This is a genomic window from Alcaligenes sp. 13f, from assembly GCF_020496585.1.
In the GTDB taxonomy this organism is placed as follows: domain Bacteria; phylum Pseudomonadota; class Gammaproteobacteria; order Burkholderiales; family Burkholderiaceae_B; genus Alcaligenes; species Alcaligenes phenolicus.
The window spans coordinates 17,503-34,710 of sequence record NZ_JAHKKC010000007.1 but is presented as its reverse complement, the minus strand read 5'-3'; the positions used below and the strand labels follow the sequence as shown (position 1 = coordinate 34,710).

Annotated in this window: 18 protein-coding genes; all 18 read left to right on the top strand. The window is 54.7% G+C overall.

Going from position 1 to position 17,208, the window contains the following annotated elements:
* Nucleotides 1–462 precede the first annotated feature (462 nt).
* The 18 genes from KOE80_RS07590 to KOE80_RS07505 all read left to right on the top strand — a co-directional run bounded on the left by KOE80_RS07590 (nucleotide 463) and on the right by KOE80_RS07505 (nucleotide 17,142).
* Complete coding sequence (locus KOE80_RS07590) at nucleotides 463–708, top strand: DUF333 domain-containing protein (RefSeq protein ID WP_026482683.1); 246 nt, start codon at nucleotides 463–465, stop codon at nucleotides 706–708.
* Between the two features lie 231 nt (nucleotides 709–939).
* Nucleotides 940–2,862 (top strand): threonine--tRNA ligase, encoded by a 1,923-nt coding sequence (gene thrS, locus KOE80_RS07585; RefSeq protein ID WP_042480340.1) that lies wholly within the window; start codon nucleotides 940–942, stop codon nucleotides 2,860–2,862.
* A gap of 46 nt (nucleotides 2,863–2,908) precedes the next feature.
* Complete coding sequence (infC, locus tag KOE80_RS07580; RefSeq protein ID WP_080584954.1) at nucleotides 2,909–3,433, top strand: translation initiation factor IF-3; 525 nt, start codon at nucleotides 2,909–2,911, stop codon at nucleotides 3,431–3,433.
* A gap of 128 nt (nucleotides 3,434–3,561) precedes the next feature.
* A complete protein-coding gene (gene gshB / locus KOE80_RS07575) occupies nucleotides 3,562–4,524 on the top strand; it encodes a glutathione synthase (RefSeq protein WP_042480343.1) in 963 nt (320 codons plus the stop codon).
* Nucleotides 4,521–4,928, top strand: a complete 408-nt coding sequence (locus KOE80_RS07570) for a PTS sugar transporter subunit IIA (protein ID WP_226348806.1) — start codon at nucleotides 4,521–4,523, stop codon at nucleotides 4,926–4,928. The genes gshB and KOE80_RS07570 overlap by 4 nt, the downstream gene beginning before the upstream one ends.
* 35 nt (nucleotides 4,929–4,963) lie before the next feature.
* A complete protein-coding gene (locus KOE80_RS07565; protein ID WP_003800381.1) occupies nucleotides 4,964–5,233 on the top strand; it encodes an HPr family phosphocarrier protein in 270 nt (89 codons plus the stop codon).
* 60 nt (nucleotides 5,234–5,293) lie between these two features.
* Nucleotides 5,294–7,006 (top strand): phosphoenolpyruvate--protein phosphotransferase, encoded by a 1,713-nt coding sequence (ptsP, locus tag KOE80_RS07560; protein WP_226348894.1) that lies wholly within the window; start codon nucleotides 5,294–5,296, stop codon nucleotides 7,004–7,006.
* A 318-nt stretch (nucleotides 7,007–7,324) separates the two neighbouring features.
* Nucleotides 7,325–7,810 carry a hypothetical protein gene (locus tag KOE80_RS07555; protein ID WP_226348805.1) on the top strand — a complete coding sequence of 162 codons (486 nt, stop codon included), beginning with the start codon at nucleotides 7,325–7,327 and terminating at the stop codon, nucleotides 7,808–7,810.
* Between the two features lie 106 nt (nucleotides 7,811–7,916).
* Entirely contained in the window at nucleotides 7,917–8,204 is a 288-nt protein-coding gene (locus KOE80_RS07550; protein WP_009454398.1) for an accessory factor UbiK family protein, read from the top strand.
* Nucleotides 8,205–8,291: 87 nt separating this feature from the next.
* On the top strand, nucleotides 8,292–9,446 hold the full coding sequence (locus KOE80_RS07545; protein ID WP_226348893.1) for a CynX/NimT family MFS transporter: 1,155 nt from the start codon (nucleotides 8,292–8,294) through the stop codon (nucleotides 9,444–9,446).
* Nucleotides 9,447–9,542: 96 nt separating this feature from the next.
* Nucleotides 9,543–10,220, top strand: a complete 678-nt coding sequence (locus KOE80_RS07540) for a pentapeptide repeat-containing protein (RefSeq protein ID WP_226348804.1) — start codon at nucleotides 9,543–9,545, stop codon at nucleotides 10,218–10,220.
* A gap of 107 nt (nucleotides 10,221–10,327) precedes the next feature.
* A complete protein-coding gene (locus KOE80_RS07535; protein WP_125304339.1) occupies nucleotides 10,328–11,848 on the top strand; it encodes a YifB family Mg chelatase-like AAA ATPase in 1,521 nt (506 codons plus the stop codon).
* 329 nt (nucleotides 11,849–12,177) lie between these two features.
* The gene (gene rpmI, locus KOE80_RS07530; protein ID WP_003800367.1) at nucleotides 12,178–12,375 is read left to right on the top strand and encodes a 50S ribosomal protein L35; all 198 of its coding nucleotides are present in this window, start codon (nucleotides 12,178–12,180) and stop codon (nucleotides 12,373–12,375) included.
* Nucleotides 12,376–12,391: 16 nt separating this feature from the next.
* Nucleotides 12,392–12,751 (top strand): 50S ribosomal protein L20, encoded by a 360-nt coding sequence (gene rplT / locus KOE80_RS07525; protein ID WP_226348803.1) that lies wholly within the window; start codon nucleotides 12,392–12,394, stop codon nucleotides 12,749–12,751.
* Nucleotides 12,752–12,821: 70 nt separating this feature from the next.
* Complete coding sequence (gene pheS / locus KOE80_RS07520) at nucleotides 12,822–13,844, top strand: phenylalanine--tRNA ligase subunit alpha (RefSeq protein WP_003800363.1); 1,023 nt, start codon at nucleotides 12,822–12,824, stop codon at nucleotides 13,842–13,844.
* Between the two features lie 77 nt (nucleotides 13,845–13,921).
* Nucleotides 13,922–16,327: a phenylalanine--tRNA ligase subunit beta gene (pheT, locus tag KOE80_RS07515; protein WP_226348802.1), complete on the top strand. Its 2,406-nt coding sequence runs from the start codon at nucleotides 13,922–13,924 to the stop codon at nucleotides 16,325–16,327.
* Between the two features lie 9 nt (nucleotides 16,328–16,336).
* Nucleotides 16,337–16,660: an integration host factor subunit alpha gene (locus KOE80_RS07510; RefSeq protein WP_009454385.1), complete on the top strand. Its 324-nt coding sequence runs from the start codon at nucleotides 16,337–16,339 to the stop codon at nucleotides 16,658–16,660.
* 77 nt (nucleotides 16,661–16,737) lie between these two features.
* Nucleotides 16,738–17,142 carry a MerR family transcriptional regulator gene (locus KOE80_RS07505; RefSeq protein ID WP_003800357.1) on the top strand — a complete coding sequence of 135 codons (405 nt, stop codon included), beginning with the start codon at nucleotides 16,738–16,740 and terminating at the stop codon, nucleotides 17,140–17,142.
* Nucleotides 17,143–17,208 lie beyond the last annotated feature (66 nt).

The following is a 17,208-nucleotide window of genomic DNA, read 5'->3' as shown; positions in this document are numbered from 1 at the left end:
ACAATCGTTGACTTCATGTTCTGAAGGTGGCCCGCTACCATACTCTCAAGCTTGTTTTAGTTGGGACTTTGGGATGTACGCCATGATTAATGCCTCGAATCTGATCGATTATGTACCTATGGTATTAATGCTGGCTGGCTGCGGTATTTTGGGCTTTATTTTGTTGTCTTTTTGGCTGCATCGCTCTTGATCTACACCCAGCCTTGTCGTGCTTTGCAATAAAGCACCGATATTTACGCTTGATTTCAGCAGCTTCTTTTACCTGACGTGTTGCTTTTGCTGCACGCTTGCCTTCGCACACTTTTCATATCAAACAAGTGTAGTAAGCTACTTCCACGATCTGTTTCGCGACCAGCGCTTGAGGGTTTTAACCCTGCGCTAACAGCAGACGCGGCCTGGACAGTCTTCATCTCGAATGATTTGTCAGGCATCAGCAAACATCAGGTCAAGGAGAAGGAAATCATGTTTTTCCGCTTAGTTTCTGCCTGTGCAGGTTCTTTGATGTTGTCGGCATGCGCCAGCTCCACCCAAACGGCCACCAAACCAGTCGGGCAGGCCAATCTGGCTTCCACTTTTTGTCAGCGCATGGGCGGGCAAACCATTGTTCATGAAAGTGGGCGTGGTGCCTACGGAACCTGCTTGATGAAAGATGGTTCGGAATCCGAAGAATGGGCCTTTTACCGTAGCTGGTATCCCCGGATGGACTGAATTCTTTGCCAAATGTGGTTTTTGTGGCGATACAACGCCGCGATAGCGGGCGAAGGTGATAAACTTATCCAATCAAATGTGTTATTTGGGAAGCAGAATCTTATGAACTCAACGCGAACTACCCGTCGGCAAATCTAGCCGTGGCCGCGTAGCGTTTCGTTTGCTTTCCAAGAACGTTCAATTCAAAAGCGCGGCTTTTTCAAGGCCGCGTTTTTTATTTCAGGAAGTGTTATGGTCCGAATCACACTGCCCGATGGCTCCCAGCGAGAGTTTCAGGGCCCGGTTTCCGTCAGCGAAGTGGCGAACTCGATTGGTACTGGCTTGGGCCGCGCCGCCCTGGCTGGCCGTGTCGGCACGCCCGGCACCGAGTCGCGTCTGGTGGACACCTCGTATGTGATCGACCAGGACAGCAATTTGGCCATCATTACCGCCAAAGACGCTGACGGTCTGGATTTGATTCGTCACTCCACCGCTCACTTGCTGGCTTACGCGGTCAAGAGCTTGTTTCCGGATGCCCAAGTTACCATCGGCCCGGTGATTGACAACGGCTTTTATTACGACTTTTCCTACAAGCGTGCCTTTACGCCCGAGGATCTGGAAGCCATTGAAAAGAAAATGGCGGAACTGGCCAAGAAAGACGAAGTGGTTACCCGCGAAGAGTGGTTGCGCGACGACGCCGTCGAGTTCTTCAAGAGCATCGGCGAGGACTACAAGGCAGAGATCATTGCCTCCATTCCGTCCAACGAGCCGATCAGCCTGTACCGCGAAGGCGATTTCATTGACTTGTGCCGTGGCCCTCACGTGCCATCTACTGGCAAGCTGAAAGTATTCAAGCTGATGAAAGTAGCCGGGGCTTACTGGCGTGGCGACAGCAATAACGAAATGCTGCAACGCATTTACGGAACTGCCTGGGCGACCAAGGAAGATCAACAAGCTTATCTGACCATGCTGGAAGAGGCCGAGCGACGCGACCACCGCAAACTGGGCCGTGAACTGGATCTGTTCCACTTCCAGGAAGAGGCCCCTGGTCTGATTTTCTGGCACCCCAAAGGTTGGGTGATCTGGCAACAGGTCGAACAATACATTCGCCGTGTCTATCAGGACAATGGCTACCAGGAAGTGAAAGCACCGCAAATTCTGGATTTGTCGCTGTGGAAGAAAACTGGCCACTGGGACAACTACGCTGAAAACATGTTCACGACTGAGTCGGAGAATCGTGTTTACGGCTTGAAGCCCATGAACTGCCCCGGTCACGTGCAAATCTTCAATTCCGGTCTGCATTCTTACCGTGAACTGCCTATCCGCTACGGTGAGTTCGGTCAGTGCCATCGCAACGAACCCTCGGGTGCCTTGCACGGCATGATGCGCGTACGCGGTTTTACCCAAGACGACGGCCACATTTTCTGTACCGAAGACCAACTGCAAGACGAGTGCGCTGCCTTTACCGCTCAGTTGCAAGCCGTCTACGCGGACTTTGGCTTTACCGAAATTCTGTACAAAGTGGCTACTCGCCCGGAAAAGCGTATCGGTGACGATGCGGTCTGGGACAAGGCTGAACAAGCCCTGATCGAAAGCTTGCGCCGTACCGGCTGCGAGTTCGAGATCTCGGAAGGCGAGGGCGCTTTCTATGGCCCGAAGATTGAATACACACTGAAAGATGCCATTGGTCGTCATTGGCAGTGCGGCACCATCCAGGTGGACTTCTCCATGCCGGCCCGTTTGGGTGCCGAGTATGTGGATGCTCAGGATCAACGTCGCGTGCCCGTGATGTTGCACCGTGCTATTTTGGGCTCCTTCGAGCGCTTTATCGGCATGCTGATTGAAAACCACGCCGGCGCCTTGCCTGCCTGGTTGGCGCCGGAGCACGTGGTGGTATGCTGCATTTCCGAAAGTTCAGCGGATTATGCCCAATCCGTGGCGCAAAACCTGAAGAAAATGGGATTCCGTGCCTCCTCTGATTTGCGTGGTGAAAAAATCACTCGTAAAATCCGTGAGCACAGTATGCAAAAAGTGCCCTATATTCTGGTCGTGGGCGAGAAAGAGCGTGAAAACGGCGCAGTTGCCGTACGTGCGCGTGGTGGCGTGGACTTGGGCGTCATGCCAGTAGCCGATTTTTCAGCACGATTGAAGCAAGAGATCGATAGCCGTCAGTAAAACAGGAACGCTATCGTTTTTATCGACATTTTTAGGAGTTTTCGACATCGCAACCGAGAAAAAACATCGCATCAATGGTGAAATTCGTATTCCAGAGGTGCGACTCATTGGAGTCGAGGGTGAGCAGCTAGGTATCGTCAAGGTGCCTGACGCCTTGGCTATGGCAGAACAGCATGATGTGGACCTGGTGGAAATCGCCCCTGCGGCTGTGCCACCGGTGTGCCGTTTGATGGATTACGGCAAATTCCGCTATCAGGAACAGAAGCGCCAACAAGAAGCCAAGGCCAAGCAGAAAATCATTCAGATCAAGGAAGTCAAATTCCGTCCCGGTACGGATGAAGGCGACTACCAGGTCAAGCTGCGTAATGTGAAGCGTTTCATCGATGATGGCGACAAGGTCAAAGTGACTTTGCGTTTCCGTGGTCGTGAAATGGCTCACCAGGAATTGGGGATGCGTGTGCTGGAACGGATTCGCGACGAAGTCAGCGAAATCTGTCAGGTTGAAGCCATGCCCAAGCTGGAAGGCCGTCAAATGGTCATGGTCTTGGCGCCTCGCAAGAAAGCGTCCTGATACTCTTGCACGATACTGCCTGGGTCCGCCCAGGAGCATTATGCGTCGCCCGATTCGCTCCCAAGTAGCGAGTCGGGCACAATCGCCTTTGCAGCCCGTCTGCAAAGGCGTTTTTCTCTAGGTGTGATATGCACGTTTTATTCATCATTGATCCCTTGCCCAGCCTGTCGGCTTACAAGGATTCCTCCGTTGCCATGATGCGTGCATTCCTGGCGCGTGGTCATCGCGTCAGCGTGACCTTGCAGTCTGATTTGTACATTTCCCAAAGCCGGGTTCGTACGCGCAGTCAGGCTGTCAGCATTGCCGCTGATGCTGATTTGCGTGCGCCGTCGTGGTGGACTTATCCCGAAGCTGCTACCGAGCAGGAATTGAATGTCTTTGACGCAGTCATCATGCGCAAGGACCCGCCCTTTGATATGGAATATTCCTATTCCACACACTTGCTCAGCTTTGCACAGGAGCAGGGGGCCAAGGTATTCAATTCGGGTGCGGCCATTCGCAATCACCCTGAAAAACTCGCTATTACCGAATTTCCGGAATTTACCCCTCCCACCTTGGTTACCCGTGACATGGCCCGCTTGCGTGCCTTTCACCAGGAACACAAGGATGTGATCGTCAAGCCGCTGGACGGCATGGGTGGCATGGGTATTTTCCGTCTGCAAGATCCCGAGCCCAATCTGGGCGCGATCCTGGAAACGTTGACGGCCAATGGGACGCAAACCATTATGGCGCAGCGCTACATCCCTGAAATCGTCAAGGGTGACAAGCGCATCCTGATTATTGACGGCGAACCTGTGCCTTATGCTTTGGCTCGTATTCCCTTGGCGGGCGAGACTCGCGGCAATCTGGCAGCCGGTGGTCGCGGGGTTGCCCAACCCTTGTCCGAACACGATTGGCATATTGCCCGTACCCTGGGCCCTGTGCTGGCCGCACGTGGCTTGCTGCTGATTGGTCTGGATGTGATTGGTGACTACGTTACCGAAATCAATGTGACCAGCCCAACTTGTTTCGTTGAAATTACTGAGCAGACAGGTTTTGACGTTGCACAGCGTTTTGCCGAGGCCGTCGAACAAGCGACGGGACGCGCGTGATACGCCTTGCCTTGATCATGCACGAGCCTCTGGCCAGTGCGTTTGCCAGCTGTGCCGAGCACGTCCTGGGCGAAAAGCCTGATCTGTTTGTCTTTGACATTCAGGCCGACGAATGCATGGATACGGCGGTGGACCGCTTGCTGGGGCAACTGCAAACGCAAGCGCCGGACTCGCCCGCCACACTGATACTGTGTGATCTTTACGGTGCCACGCCCTTTAACGTGGCCCGTCGAGTCCAGCAAGCTTTGCAAGATCAAGGGCAGGGCGCTTATTTATTGACCGGCACCAATATGTGCATGGTGTTGAAAGCCTTGACCGAGCGACGTGACAATCCTGAGCAGTTCGCTCAGGATGTCATGGCAGGCGCGTTGCGTGGCATTGTCCACGCCGACTGCCATTGCTAATTTGAATTTTCACTTTCATTTTTCCAGTTGCCCTTATGCCTAGCGTATCCATCACGATCAGTAATAAATTAGGTCTTCATGCACGGGCAGCAGCCAAGCTTACACAGTTGGCCGGCCGTTATAGCAGTGAGATTTTTATCGCGCGTGGCTCTCAGCGCGTGAATGCAAAAAGTATTATGGGTGTCATGATGCTGGCCGCCGGAATGGGGGTCACCGTGGTTGTGGACGCCCAGGGCGATGATGCCGATCAGGCCCTTAATGACATTCAGGCGTTGTTTGACGCCAAGTTTGGTGAAAACGAATAAGGAAGAAATCTGGTCATGAATAGTGCTGCAGCTCGAACCCCGGCCTCTGATTTGCCCGCGATGTTCACCGCTCAAGGCCAAGCAGTCGGTAAGGGGTATGCCATCGCCAAAGCCGTGGTGATGAGCGCAGCAGCACTGGAAGTTCCTCATTACCGGATTGCCGCCGAAGACGTCGATTCTGAAAGCCAGCGCTTGTTAAGTGCCATGGCTAGCACTCGCGACGAACTTCGAGCCATGGTTGATCAGTTGCCTGTGGATGCGCCACGCGAGCTGGCACCTATTTTGACGGTGCACAGCCTGCTGCTGGATGATCCCATGCTGACGCAGCAAACCTGTGCCATCATTGCCGAGCGTCACTACAACGCGGAGTGGGCTCTGACCTCGCAAGGTCAGATGCTGGTCGAGCAGTTCTCCCAAATGGAAGACGAATACCTGCGCGAGCGTGGCGCTGATGTGCGCCAGGTCATCGAGCGCGTATTGCGTGTTCTGGCCGGTAAGCCAGCATTGCTTCCCGGTTTTTCAGCAGCCCAGGAAGAGCCGCTGATCGTGGTGGCACGTGATATCTCCCCAGCAGATATGCTGCGCTTGCGCGGTGGTCATTTCGCCGGTTTTTTGACAGATTTGGGCGGGCCCACTTCGCACACGGCCATTGTGGCTCGCAGCTTGAGTGTTCCAGCCGTAGTGGGTTTGGGTAGCTTCCGCAGTCTGATTCGCGATGGCGATTTTCTGATCGTGGATGGCTTTTCAGGTGCGGTTATTGTTAATCCGTCCGAGCTGGTTCTGGCTGAATACCGGGAGCGTCAGGAAGCCTATCGTCGTGAGCGAGCCGAGCTGGAAGCCTTGCTGGATGCGCCTGCAGTGACACTGGATGGCATTAACGTTCGCCTGGAAGCCAATATCGAGCTTCCTGAAGAAGCCGAGCTGGCCTTGAAGGCGGGTGCCGACGGTATTGGCCTGTTTCGCAGCGAATTTCTCTTCATGGGGCGCACGGATCTGCCTTCCGAGCAGGAACAGTACGAAGCGTATTCCCGTGTGGTGAAGGCCATGAAAGGCAAGGTCGTCACTATCCGTACACTGGATATTGGGGCCGATAAAACCCTGGATGGAGATGCTACGGTAGCGACTAACCCGGCCTTGGGCTTGCGTGCAATTCGCTACTGTCTGGACAAGCCCGAGATGTTTGCCACCCAGCTACGCGCCTTGTTGCGTGCCAGCTTGCATGGACAAATCCGTATTTTGATCCCCATGATTTCCTCCATGAACGAGGTGCATGCCAGTCGTCAGGCTATTGAATCGGCAGCTCGGGAACTGGAAAAATCCGGTACCCCATTCGCACGCAACTATTTGTTGGGGGCCATGGTGGAAGTGCCCGCCATAGCCATCGCCATTGAGCCCTTTGTACAGGAACTGGATTTTCTGTCCATCGGCACCAATGACTTGATTCAATATGTTCTGGCTGTAGACCGGGGCGATGCCGAGGTTGCCAGCCTGTACGACCCCATGCACCCAGCCGTCTTGCGTTTGATTGCACACACGATCAATGCGGCTGATCGTGCTGGCAAACCGGTGGCGGTCTGTGGGGAAATGGCGGGGGATGCGTCGGTGACTCGCATGTTGCTGGGGCTGGGCCTGAAAGAATTCTCCATGCATCCGCAGCAACTGCTGGATGTGAAAAAAGAAGTGCGTCTATCGCATTCCAATGCCTTGCGCGTGAAAGTGGCCAGTGCCTTGAACCGTGCCGAGCGCATCGATCTGGCCACCTTAGCCGCCTAAGTAATTGAAAACAGGCCAATTTAGTTGGCAAATATGTAACAAAGCCCGGCTGTAGTCCTATGAGGGATTCCATTTGTAACAGCGTATCGGAGCCTGGTCGCTCGCTAGGTGCTTGTTGTTAAAGGGTTTGTCATGAAGCTTGAGCTATATCGTCAGAATAATTGAAATCAGGATTTACACTAATAGATTGGTCTGCGTGCTCAGCACCGATAGAATGGCTTTTAGGGGAGTTGTAACAGACCCAAGGCCGAGCCGGAAGTCGCACCAGGCATCGGCCCATTCTATCTAGCGACCTTGGAATAGTAGGAAGGAAATCTTATGAAACTGACTCGTGCTCATTTTGCTGTCATGGCCGCTGCTGCTTCGATGACTCTTTTGGCTGCGTGTTCCAAAGAGGACGATAAAGCCGCTACGAGCGCGCCACCTGCTCCTGCCGCTGCTCCACAATCGACAGCACCTGCCACTCCACCCGCACCTGAGGCTGACAAGTCCTTGGAGCAAAAAACGGAAGAACTGAAGCAGGACGCCGCTAAAGTTGCTGACGACGTCAAAAAAGAAGCAGAGGAACAGAAAGAAAACGCCAAGGAAAATACCAATTCCTTGAAGGAAGATGCCAAGGCTGCCGGCGACAAAGTCTCTGAAAAAGCAGGTGAAGCCAAGGACGCTGTGGCCAATGCGGCCAGCCGTACTGGTGATGCCATTAAAGATGGTGCAGCCAAAGCGGACAAAGCCATCCAGGACAAGCTGGGTAATGGTGTAGATTCCTCGCCATCTTCGGTTCCTTCTGAGCAATCCAAACCTTAAGGTTTGAATAATTCGGCTGATTGTCTGGCCAGATGCAAAAAGCGGGTGCCTTTGGCACCCGCTTTTTCTATACTGCTGGTAGTGTCAATATTTTCAGGAGAGGACCATGATTAATCGTAGCGAGTGGCTGGAAGATTTGCAAAAAAACGTCTCGGAGCTGATCGCCAAAAGTCCGGCTGCCGATATTGAGCGCAATGTAAAAGCCTTTATGGGTCAGGCCTTCAATCGTATGGACCTGGTCACCCGTGAAGAATTTGATACCTACAAGCTGATGCTGGAACGCGCACTGGCTCGTGTGGCGGCTCTGGAAACACGTTTGCAAGCCCTGGAAGGGCGTCAAACTCCTGTTCCTCAAGATGGCGATACCTCTGCTCAAGAGGGCAGCCAAGGCTGATCACTTCATTTGAATACGGTCACCAGGCCTGGGGGCACACAATCGGCCAGCCCCTTTTTCATTGCTGTTTTTCTTGTCTTGACCGGGGTGTGCGCCGCACTGCATGTGTGGAAGGTACCCCCGGCTTTGCCTTTTATGCAGCGGGAATTAGGCATGGACCTGGTGCAATCCGGGTTCCTGCTGGCCAGCGTACAGATGGCTGGCATGTTGCTGGGCTTATGCATAGGCCTGATTTCCGAGAAAATCGGCCTGCGCCGCTGTATCTTGATCGGGCTGGGTATATTGAGCCTAGCCTCGCTGATTGGCTCCGTGTTTGAGCACAGTTCTCTGGTTTTACTGGGCCGCATGATAGAAGGCTGTGGCTTTCTGATGGTGGTGCTGCCCATTCCGGCCTTGATCAAGCGTATTACTGATGCGGCGCGGTTGAGCCGAGTCATGGGCTTGTGGGGCTGTTACATGCCTGCCGGGGCAGTCTTGATGCTGTGGGCTGGCGCTGCCTGGTTGGCAGTTGGTTCCTGGCGTACCTTGTGGGTGGTTCTGGGCATATTGACGGTCATTTTCATGGTCCTGACCTTTCTGCTGGTGCCGCCAGACTCTCAGACTCAAACCAGAAGTGCAGCACAGCATGCCTCCGCTCATCGCTGGTCCAGTCTGCTGCGCACCACTTTAAGTTCCGGCCGGGTTTGGTTGCTGGCCTTGGCCTTCGGTGTGTATGCCGCACAGTGGGCGGCGGTCGTCGGTTTTATGCCCACTATTTATAACCAGGCAGAGATAGCAGTCGGCACCGCCGGTTTGCTGACGGCCCTGATTGCGGCCGGGAATGTCGTGGGAAATCTGGGCGCAGGGCGTTGTCTGCATGCGGGTATTCCGCCCCATAGGCTGCTGCAAGCAGGCTATTTGGGTATGATCGCGTGTGCTATCGTTGCGTTCGGGCTGACACAAAGTTTGGTGGTTCAGTTTGTCGCCATCCTGCTGTTTTCGATTGTGGGTGGCTTAATTCCCGCTACCTTGTTCTTCCTGGCAGTCACGGCAGCCCCCTCGCCAGAGACCACCTCAACCTCGGTGGGCTGGGTGCAGCAATGTTCTTCATTGGGGCAGTTTGTAGGGCCGCCTGTTGTGGCATCGGTTGTGCATGTTTTGGGCGGATGGCAGTGGGCCTGGATCGCGACAGTTGGTTTTGCTGTTTTGGGCTTGATCATTGCCTGGTGCTTGTCTCGATTGGTTCTGCCAAATGGCCGTTAAGCGTTGCTCTGATCGGAGTCGGGTCGTCTGAATCAGATCATGAAGGAGCCAGCTCGATAATGCTGGCTCTGTTTTTTTTGAGGGGAAAGCAGCAAGATGCTCGCCAGTAATGTCCAGGTCACAAGAGATGAGTTGGTCGATCTTTTGGCCGCCTCGCATGAGTCTTTGAATTTCGAGAACTGCACCTTTGATGATGAGGATCTGTCGGGTCTGGAACTGGACGGTGTGCAGTTTTCGGGCTGCAGCTTTTTGAATACCCGCTTTGCACGGGCGCATCTGCAAGACACAGTCTGGCAACGCTGCAAGCTGGGACAAGTGGATTTCAGCCTGGCTGATTTAAGTTCGGCGCGCTTTCGGGTGTGTGATCTGCACTTGAGCAAGTGGGTGCGTGCCCAGATTGCTTCCATGCACATCGAGGACTCCAAACTAAGCGGGGCCATCTTCAACGAAACCCGTGGTCTGGATTTGAGTCTGCGTGAATGCAAGCTGGTCGGTGCCACCTTGCGTGCGATTAACTTCCGTAAACAAAATCTGGTGCAACTGGATTTCTCCGATGCCGATCTGGGCGGCTGCAATTTTCAGGATGCCGTATTTGAAGGCGGCAGCTTGAGGGGCGCCAGCCTGAGAGGGGTGAACTTCAAGGGAGCAGACCTTCGCAGTGTGGAACTGGGCAGCATCACCTTGTACGACTTGAATAACTCTTTCCAAGGCGCATGTTTGTCCGTAGAGCAGGCCGTCCAGCTGGTCAGCTCCATGGGCGTGCAGGTTCAGTAAGACCTGTGTGTCGTACAAGTACCCAGTGATGTTTTAAGGCAGATATCTGGAGCTTCTTTTTCCTGACAGGCAGACTGAACGTTTGCCTTGGAAAGGGAGAAGGGCATATGTCCTTGGCCGTTTTAAATAGCTGCGCTTTGTCGGGCCTGGATTTTATAGACGTGCGTGTCGAGGCGCATGTCGCTCCAGGATTACCCGCCTTCCATATTGTTGGTTTGCCCGATGCCGGTATTCGCGAAAGCCGGGAGCGCATACGCGCCGCCTTGCAAGCCAGTGGTTTTGACTTTCCTGCAGCCCGACTGACCATCAATCTGGCGCCTGCTGATTTGCCCAAGGATTCGGGGCGCTTTGATTTGCCCGTGGCTTTGGCAATTTTGCTGGCCAGCGGCCAACTTAGCCGTCCAGACGACAAGCAGCGTGAGCAGGCTATTACAGGCCTGGAGCGTTACGTCATGGCCGGAGAGCTGTCTTTGACCGGAGCCGTGGTTCCGGTTCAAAGCGCCTTGACGATCGCCTTGGGTATGGCGCGTCGGCATCCGGAACTTTGTTTGCTTTTGCCCGCGCAGAGTGCTGAAGTTGCCGCCCATGTTCCTGATCTGCAGGTCTGCGGGGTTGCCAGTCTGGCTGAGGCAGCGGGGTATCTGCGAGGGGACAAGGAACTGGAACCTGCGCTGGCCAAGCCTTGGGCAGAGCCGAATGATGTTCAACAGCTTTGTTTGTCGGACGTGCAGGGACAAGCTTTGGCGTGTCGTGCCTTGGAAGTAGCTGCGGCTGGTGGACATAGCCTTTTGTTGAATGGCTCGCCGGGTGTGGGTAAAACCATGCTCGCTCAACGCCTGCCGGGTTTATTGCCTGATCTGGATCGGTACGCTCAGCTGGAAGTGGCCGCCTTGTATTCCTTTGTGCAAGAGCAGGACTTTTTCAGCAGGCGACCGCCTTTTCGCGCCCCGCATCATAGCGTGTCGACTCCTGCCTTGATTGGCGGGGGAAGCCGCCCAAGGCCAGGGGAGGTTTCGCTGGCGCATCATGGAGTGCTGTTTCTGGATGAGCTGCCCGAGTTCAGCCGGCGCTCTCTGGAGGCCTTGCGAGAGCCTCTGGAGCAGGGCTGCGTACATATTTCTCGTGCGCAGAAGCAAGCAGTCTTCCCGGCACAATTTCAATTTGTGGCTGCCATGAATCCATGTCCCTGTGGCTGGGCGGCAAGTCGCCATCGGGCGTGTCGATGTTCTCCTGCTCAACGAGAGCTGTATCGGCAGCGCCTATCGGGGCCGATGCTGGACAGAATTGATCTTTTGGTGACCTTAAGCGAGTCCGATCCGGAGCGTGATCAGGCCGCTCAGGCATCCAGTCAGGTCAGGCTGCGGGTACAGGAGGCGATCGAGAGGCAGTTGGCACGCCAGACGGTACGTAACGCTCGTCTATCGGTAGCGAGTTTGAAGGAGTATGGGCGTTTGTCTGCGGAGGCCTTGCAACTGCTGGCCAGTGCACGCAAACGCTGGCATTGGTCTGAGCGCGTGCAGGGTAGAGTCTTGCGGGTGGCGCGGACAATTGCGGATCTGGCCGGAGTAGATCAGATTGCCAGACCGCATATTGCCGAAGCATTGCAGTTCAGGCCTGAGTTGCCGTGAATCCGAGCCAACAGGAAGGCGGACGTCGCCAGGTGTGGCAGGATCGGACAAGCTAAGGGCCGACAGGCGCCATGACGCTGACGCGCATCCGGCCGAGGGCACCGTTTCTTGTTTTCCTTGATGGCCTGCCAACAACGGTTCAACTGCAAAAAATCCCTTTGATATCTGGACAATCCTTCAAGAATCACCCTATAATCAAGAGCTTTTCCCCTGTTTGGATCTGTTCTGGCGGCGGGCAAAGAAAAAAATAAGTGCCTGTTTTGGGTCATACAAGTGTCAGCCAGCTTCCTAGGCGACCACCCGCAGACACAAATTAGTCGAGTAATTTCATGCCTAAAATGAAAACCAAAAAAAGCGCCTCCAAGCGCTTTGTGGTTCGTGGTAGCGGTTCCATCAAGCGGGGCCAAGCGTTCAAGCGTCACATTCTGACCAAGAAGACGACCAAGAACAAACGTCAGTTGCGCGGTGCCGTCGAGGTTCATAAAGCCGACGTCGCTTCCGTAAAAGCAATGATGCCTTTCGCTTGATTAGGGAGAATCGAACATGTCACGAGTAAAACGCGGTGTTAACGCACGCGCACGCCATAAGAAAGTAATTGCCCAGGCCAAAGGTTTTCGCGGCCGTCGCGGTAATGTATTCCGTATAGCCAAACAGGCTGTCATGAAGGCAGGTCAGTACGCCTACCGTGACCGCCGTAACAAGAAACGCGTATTCCGCTCGCTGTGGATTACCCGTATCAACGCAGCTTGCCGCGAACTGGGCATGAGCTACAGCCAGTTTATCGCCGGCCTGAACAAAGCCTCCATCGCTTTGGACCGTAAGGTTCTGGCTGACTTGGCTGTTAAAGACAAGGCAGGTTTTGCTGCTGTTGTTGCACAGGCTAAGAACGCTCTGGCTGCTTAAGCGGTATCTGACTGTATAGTTCACAAACGGGGCCTTTGAGGCTCCGTTTGTTTTTGGAAAGTAACACGCCATGACTTCCTCTCACGACGATCTGATTGCCCAGGCTCGGGCCTTATTTGAGCAGTCTCAGGACGCCGCCTCGCTGGAAAACGCTAAAGCTCGATTTTTGGGTAAACAAGGTGCCATCACTGCCTTGATGAAAGGCCTTGCCCAGATGGAGCCGGAGCAGAAAAAAGCAGCAGGTGCCAGCATCAATGTGCTCAAGCGCGAAATTGAAGATCTGCTGAACGATCGTCGTGCTGCCCTGGCGGCAGAACAATTGAACCAGCGACTGGCTCAAGAACAGATTGATGTGACTTTGCCCGGCCGTGGTCGTGGCACCGGTGGTATTCACCCGGTGATCCAGACCTGGCAGCGTGTCGAAGCCATTTTCCGCTCTATCGGTTTCGATGTGGCTGACGGCCCCGAAATCGAAAATGACTGGACAAATTTTACCGCTCTGAATAATCCGGAGAATCACCCCGCTCGTTCGATGCAAGACACGTTCTATATCGATATGAACGACGAGCAAGGTTTGCCCTATTTGCTGCGCACGCACACCAGCCCCATGCAGGTGCGTTACGCCCGCATGAATCAGGCACCTATCAAGGTTATTGCCCCCGGCCGTACCTATCGTGTCGATAGTGATGCCACCCACTCGCCCATGTTCCACCAGGTGGAAGGGCTGTGGATTGCCGAGGATATTTCCTTTGCTGACCTGAAAGGCGTTTACACGAACTTTCTGCGTGCCTTCTTTGAAAGCGACGATCTGGTCGTACGCTTTCGACCTTCTTTCTTCCCCTTTACCGAACCATCCGCCGAGATTGACATGATGTTCTCCTCCGGTCCCAACAAGGGCCGTTGGCTGGAGATCTCCGGTTCCGGGCAGGTTCACCCGCAAGTGGTGCGCAATTTCGGTTTGGACCCAGAGCGTTACATCGGTTTCGCCTTCGGTTCCGGACTGGAGCGCCTGACTATGTTGCGCTATGGTGTTAACGATTTGCGCCAGTTCTTTGAAGGCGATCTGCGCTTTCTGAAGCAGTTCAATCGTTGATTCCTACTTCGCGCCGCTGGGCCTCTTAGGCCCGGTCGGTTCCGGTATACGCCGTTTTACGTCTCCATCTTTGCATCATGCTATTTTCCGAATCGTGGCTGCGCCGCTTTGTGAATCCCAAACTGGGAACTGAAGAACTGGGTCATCAATTGACGATGGCTGGCCTGGAGGTTGAAGAAATTCAAGCCGCCGCGCCAGCGTTCGAGAATGTTGTCGTTGGCTTTGTTGCCGAGATTGCCCCTCATCCCGACGCTGACCGCCTGCGCGTATGCCAGGTCGATGACGGCTCGGGCAAGCTGCTGCAGATTGTGTGCGGTGCGCCCAATGCGGCTCAAGGCATCAAGATCCCGGTCGCCCGTGTTGGTGCAGAACTGCCCGGTGGCATGAAAATTGGCCCGGTCAAAATGCGTGGCGTGGAGTCCGCCGGCATGTTGTGCTCGGGTCGCGAACTGGGGCTGTCGCAAGATCACGATGGTTTGCTGGTACTGGATGCAGACGCGCCGGTAGGCCAAAGCCTGCGTGAACTGCTGGATCTGGACGACCAGATTATCGAATTGAAATTGACGCCTAACCGTGCGGACTGCCTGTCCGTGCTGGGTGTGGCGCGTGAAGTGGCCGCTCTGACGGGCGAACCACTGACACTGCCAGACTTCACACCTGTTCCTGTCACGATTGAAGATCGCGTTTCCGTTACCGTGAAAGACGCTGATCTGTGCGGCCGTTTTGCCGGCCGTGTGATTCGTGGCGTCAATGCGCGTGCCAAAACCCCGGACTGGATGAAAACCCGTCTGGAGCGCAGCGGCCAGCGTTCGATCTCTGCTTTGGTGGACATCTCCAATTACGTCATGCTGGAACTGGGCCGTCCTACGCACGTGTTCGATTTGCAGCACGTACAGTCTGGTCTGGAAGTGCGTTGGGCACGTAAAGGCGAACAACTGGAGCTGCTGAGCGGTTTGAACGTCGAGCTGGATACCGATGTTGGCGTGATCGCGGTTAACGATGTACCGCAAAGCATGGCCGGTATCATGGGCGGCGAACAAAGTGCCGTCACGCTGGACACGACGGATGTGTATCTGGAAGGGGCTTTCTGGTGGCCAGAAGCCATCATGGGCCGTGCCCGTCGCTACAAGTTTTCTTCCGATGCCAGCCACCGCTTCGAGCGTGGCGTGGACTTCGACTCCATTACCCAGCATCTGGAACGCACCACAGCATTGATTCTGGAAATCTGCGGTGGCAAGGCCGGTCCTATGGATGATCAGGTTGTGGCCTTGCCCGAGCGCAAGCCAGTGGCCATGCGCCTGGATCGCTGCCGCCGTGTTCTGGGTATTCCTCTGGATCAAAAGCAGGTTGAAAGCATCTTCACCTTGCTGGGCCTGGACTTCTCGGTGGCTGACGGTGTCTTTACGGTCAACCCTCCCAGCTTCCGTTTCGATTTGACGATTGAAGAAGACCTGATCGAGGAAGTGGCCCGTATTTACGGTTTTGAAAATATTCCTGACCTGCCTCCGGTCGCCGCCGCGCAAATGCGTGTGCCGGTCGAGTCCTTGCGTGGCCCGCACGCCTTGCGCGCTGTGCTGGCTGCCCAGGACTATCAGGAAGTGATCAACTTTTCCTTTGTGCAGGAGTCCTGGGAAAAAGACATTAATGGGCAGGCTGATCCTATCCGTTTGCTGAACCCCATTGCCAGCCAGTTGGCGGTGATGCGTAGCAGCCTGATTCCGGGTCTGCTGGCCAATATTGAACGCAACGCCAACCGTCGTCAGTCGCGCGTGCGTGTGTTCGAGTTCGGCCGTGTCTTCATGCGCGATGCTTCCCAAGAAAACGGTCCTTTGACTGTGGCGGGTATTCATCAGCCCAACCGCATTGCGGCCGCTGCCTGGGGGCCTGTTGTGACTGAGCAGTGGGGTCAGCCTGATCGTCTGGTTGACTTTTTTGATGTCAAGCGCGATCTGGAAACCTTGTTGGGCCAACGTGCTGCTCAAGTTCGTTTCGAGCCTGAGGCTCACCCCGCCTTGCATCCAGGCCGTAGCGCCAGTGTGAAGCTGGATGGTAAAACCATAGGTTGGATTGGTGAAATCCATCCTCAGTGGTTGAGCGAATTTGGCCTGAATCAGGCACCCGTGGTCTTTGAGGTAGATGTAGATGCCATCTCTCACGACGACGTAGTGCATGCTCAGGAAGTATCCAAGCAGCCTGTGGTGCAACGAGATCTGGCAGTTTGGCTGGATAAGGACGTATCCTATCAAGCTGTGCTGGATACATTGAACCAGGTGCGTAGCACGGCAGCACAAGCAGCCATCGTCAAGGACATTCAGTTGTTTGACGTCTGGCGCGACAAGAACGATGCATCGGAAAAGAGTCTGGCGATTCGTTTCTGGCTGCAAGACAGCGCAAGCACGCTGGATGATGAACGCGTGGAGCAATGCCTGGAGGTATTGTTGGCGGCACTGGTATCCGCGCATGGCGCACGGGCAAGGGCATAAGGAGACACAATGAACGTAGAGCGTACTTTGACCAAGGCGGATTTGGCCGAACTCTTGTTTGAGCGTGTTGGCTTGAATAAACGTGAAGCCAAAGATATTGTGGATACCTTCTTTGCCGAGATCCGCGATTCTTTGGCCGATGGCGTAGAGGTCAAGCTGTCCGGTTTCGGTAATTTCCAGGTACGGGACAAACCCCCGCGTCCTGGCCGTAACCCCAAGACTGGCGAAGTGATCCCTATCTCGGCCCGCCGAGTGGTGACTTTCCATGCCAGTCAGAAGCTCAAAAGTGTAGTCGAAGGGGCGCCGGTGGCGCCTGAGGATGACCAGGACTGAGCCTTGGTACGTTTGCGTACAGTTTTGCCTGACTGAACGTGTAAAATCACTCCTATTGTCGATGAGCATCAGTGGCCATGAGCACAAACGAAAAGACGGCGACCTTGCCACCTATCCCTGCCAAGCGTTATTTCACAATCGGTGAAGTCAGTGAGCTTTGCTTGGTCAAGCCCCACGTCCTGCGTTATTGGGAGCAGGAGTTTACGCAGTTAAAGCCCGTCAAGCGACGCGGTAACCGACGTTATTACCAGCACCATGAGGTGCTGCTGATACGCCGGATTCGCGGCTTGCTGTACGACGAAGGCTTTACGATCAGTGGTGCGCGCAATCGTCTGGGCGATGGTCCGGATATGCCTTTTGATCAGGAAGCCGCTGTGCGACTGACCGGTCAGGAGATGCAGGCCTTGCGCACCAATCTGGGCCAGATCCAGGCGATGCTGGATCAAGCCTTGGCGATGACGGATCCGGGCTCGGCCCAGTAAACCGGGATTGTTCAGCAGGAATGAAGGTCGGCCTTGGGGCCGGCCTTTTTTCATGGAAGGGATAAG

Bases quoted from the DNA above. Each gene is read 5' to 3' on its own strand.
- KOE80_RS07590 (WP_026482683.1), top strand. From the start codon at position 463: ATGTTTTTCCGCTTAGTTTCTGCCTGTGCAGGTTCTTTGATGTTGTCG.
- thrS (WP_042480340.1), top strand. From the start codon at position 940: ATGGTCCGAATCACACTGCCCGATGGCTCCCAGCGAGAGTTTCAGGGC.
- gshB (WP_042480343.1), top strand. From the start codon at position 3,562: ATGCACGTTTTATTCATCATTGATCCCTTGCCCAGCCTGTCGGCTTAC.
- KOE80_RS07565 (WP_003800381.1), top strand. From the start codon at position 4,964: ATGCCTAGCGTATCCATCACGATCAGTAATAAATTAGGTCTTCATGCA.
- ptsP (WP_226348894.1), top strand. From the start codon at position 5,294: ATGTTCACCGCTCAAGGCCAAGCAGTCGGTAAGGGGTATGCCATCGCC.
- KOE80_RS07555 (WP_226348805.1), top strand. From the start codon at position 7,325: ATGAAACTGACTCGTGCTCATTTTGCTGTCATGGCCGCTGCTGCTTCG.
- KOE80_RS07550 (WP_009454398.1), top strand. From the start codon at position 7,917: ATGATTAATCGTAGCGAGTGGCTGGAAGATTTGCAAAAAAACGTCTCG.
- KOE80_RS07540 (WP_226348804.1), top strand. From the start codon at position 9,543: ATGCTCGCCAGTAATGTCCAGGTCACAAGAGATGAGTTGGTCGATCTT.
- KOE80_RS07535 (WP_125304339.1), top strand. From the start codon at position 10,328: ATGTCCTTGGCCGTTTTAAATAGCTGCGCTTTGTCGGGCCTGGATTTT.
- rpmI (WP_003800367.1), top strand. From the start codon at position 12,178: ATGCCTAAAATGAAAACCAAAAAAAGCGCCTCCAAGCGCTTTGTGGTT.
- rplT (WP_226348803.1), top strand. From the start codon at position 12,392: ATGTCACGAGTAAAACGCGGTGTTAACGCACGCGCACGCCATAAGAAA.
- pheS (WP_003800363.1), top strand. From the start codon at position 12,822: ATGACTTCCTCTCACGACGATCTGATTGCCCAGGCTCGGGCCTTATTT.
- pheT (WP_226348802.1), top strand. From the start codon at position 13,922: ATGCTATTTTCCGAATCGTGGCTGCGCCGCTTTGTGAATCCCAAACTG.
- KOE80_RS07510 (WP_009454385.1), top strand. From the start codon at position 16,337: ATGAACGTAGAGCGTACTTTGACCAAGGCGGATTTGGCCGAACTCTTG.
- KOE80_RS07505 (WP_003800357.1), top strand. From the start codon at position 16,738: ATGAGCACAAACGAAAAGACGGCGACCTTGCCACCTATCCCTGCCAAG.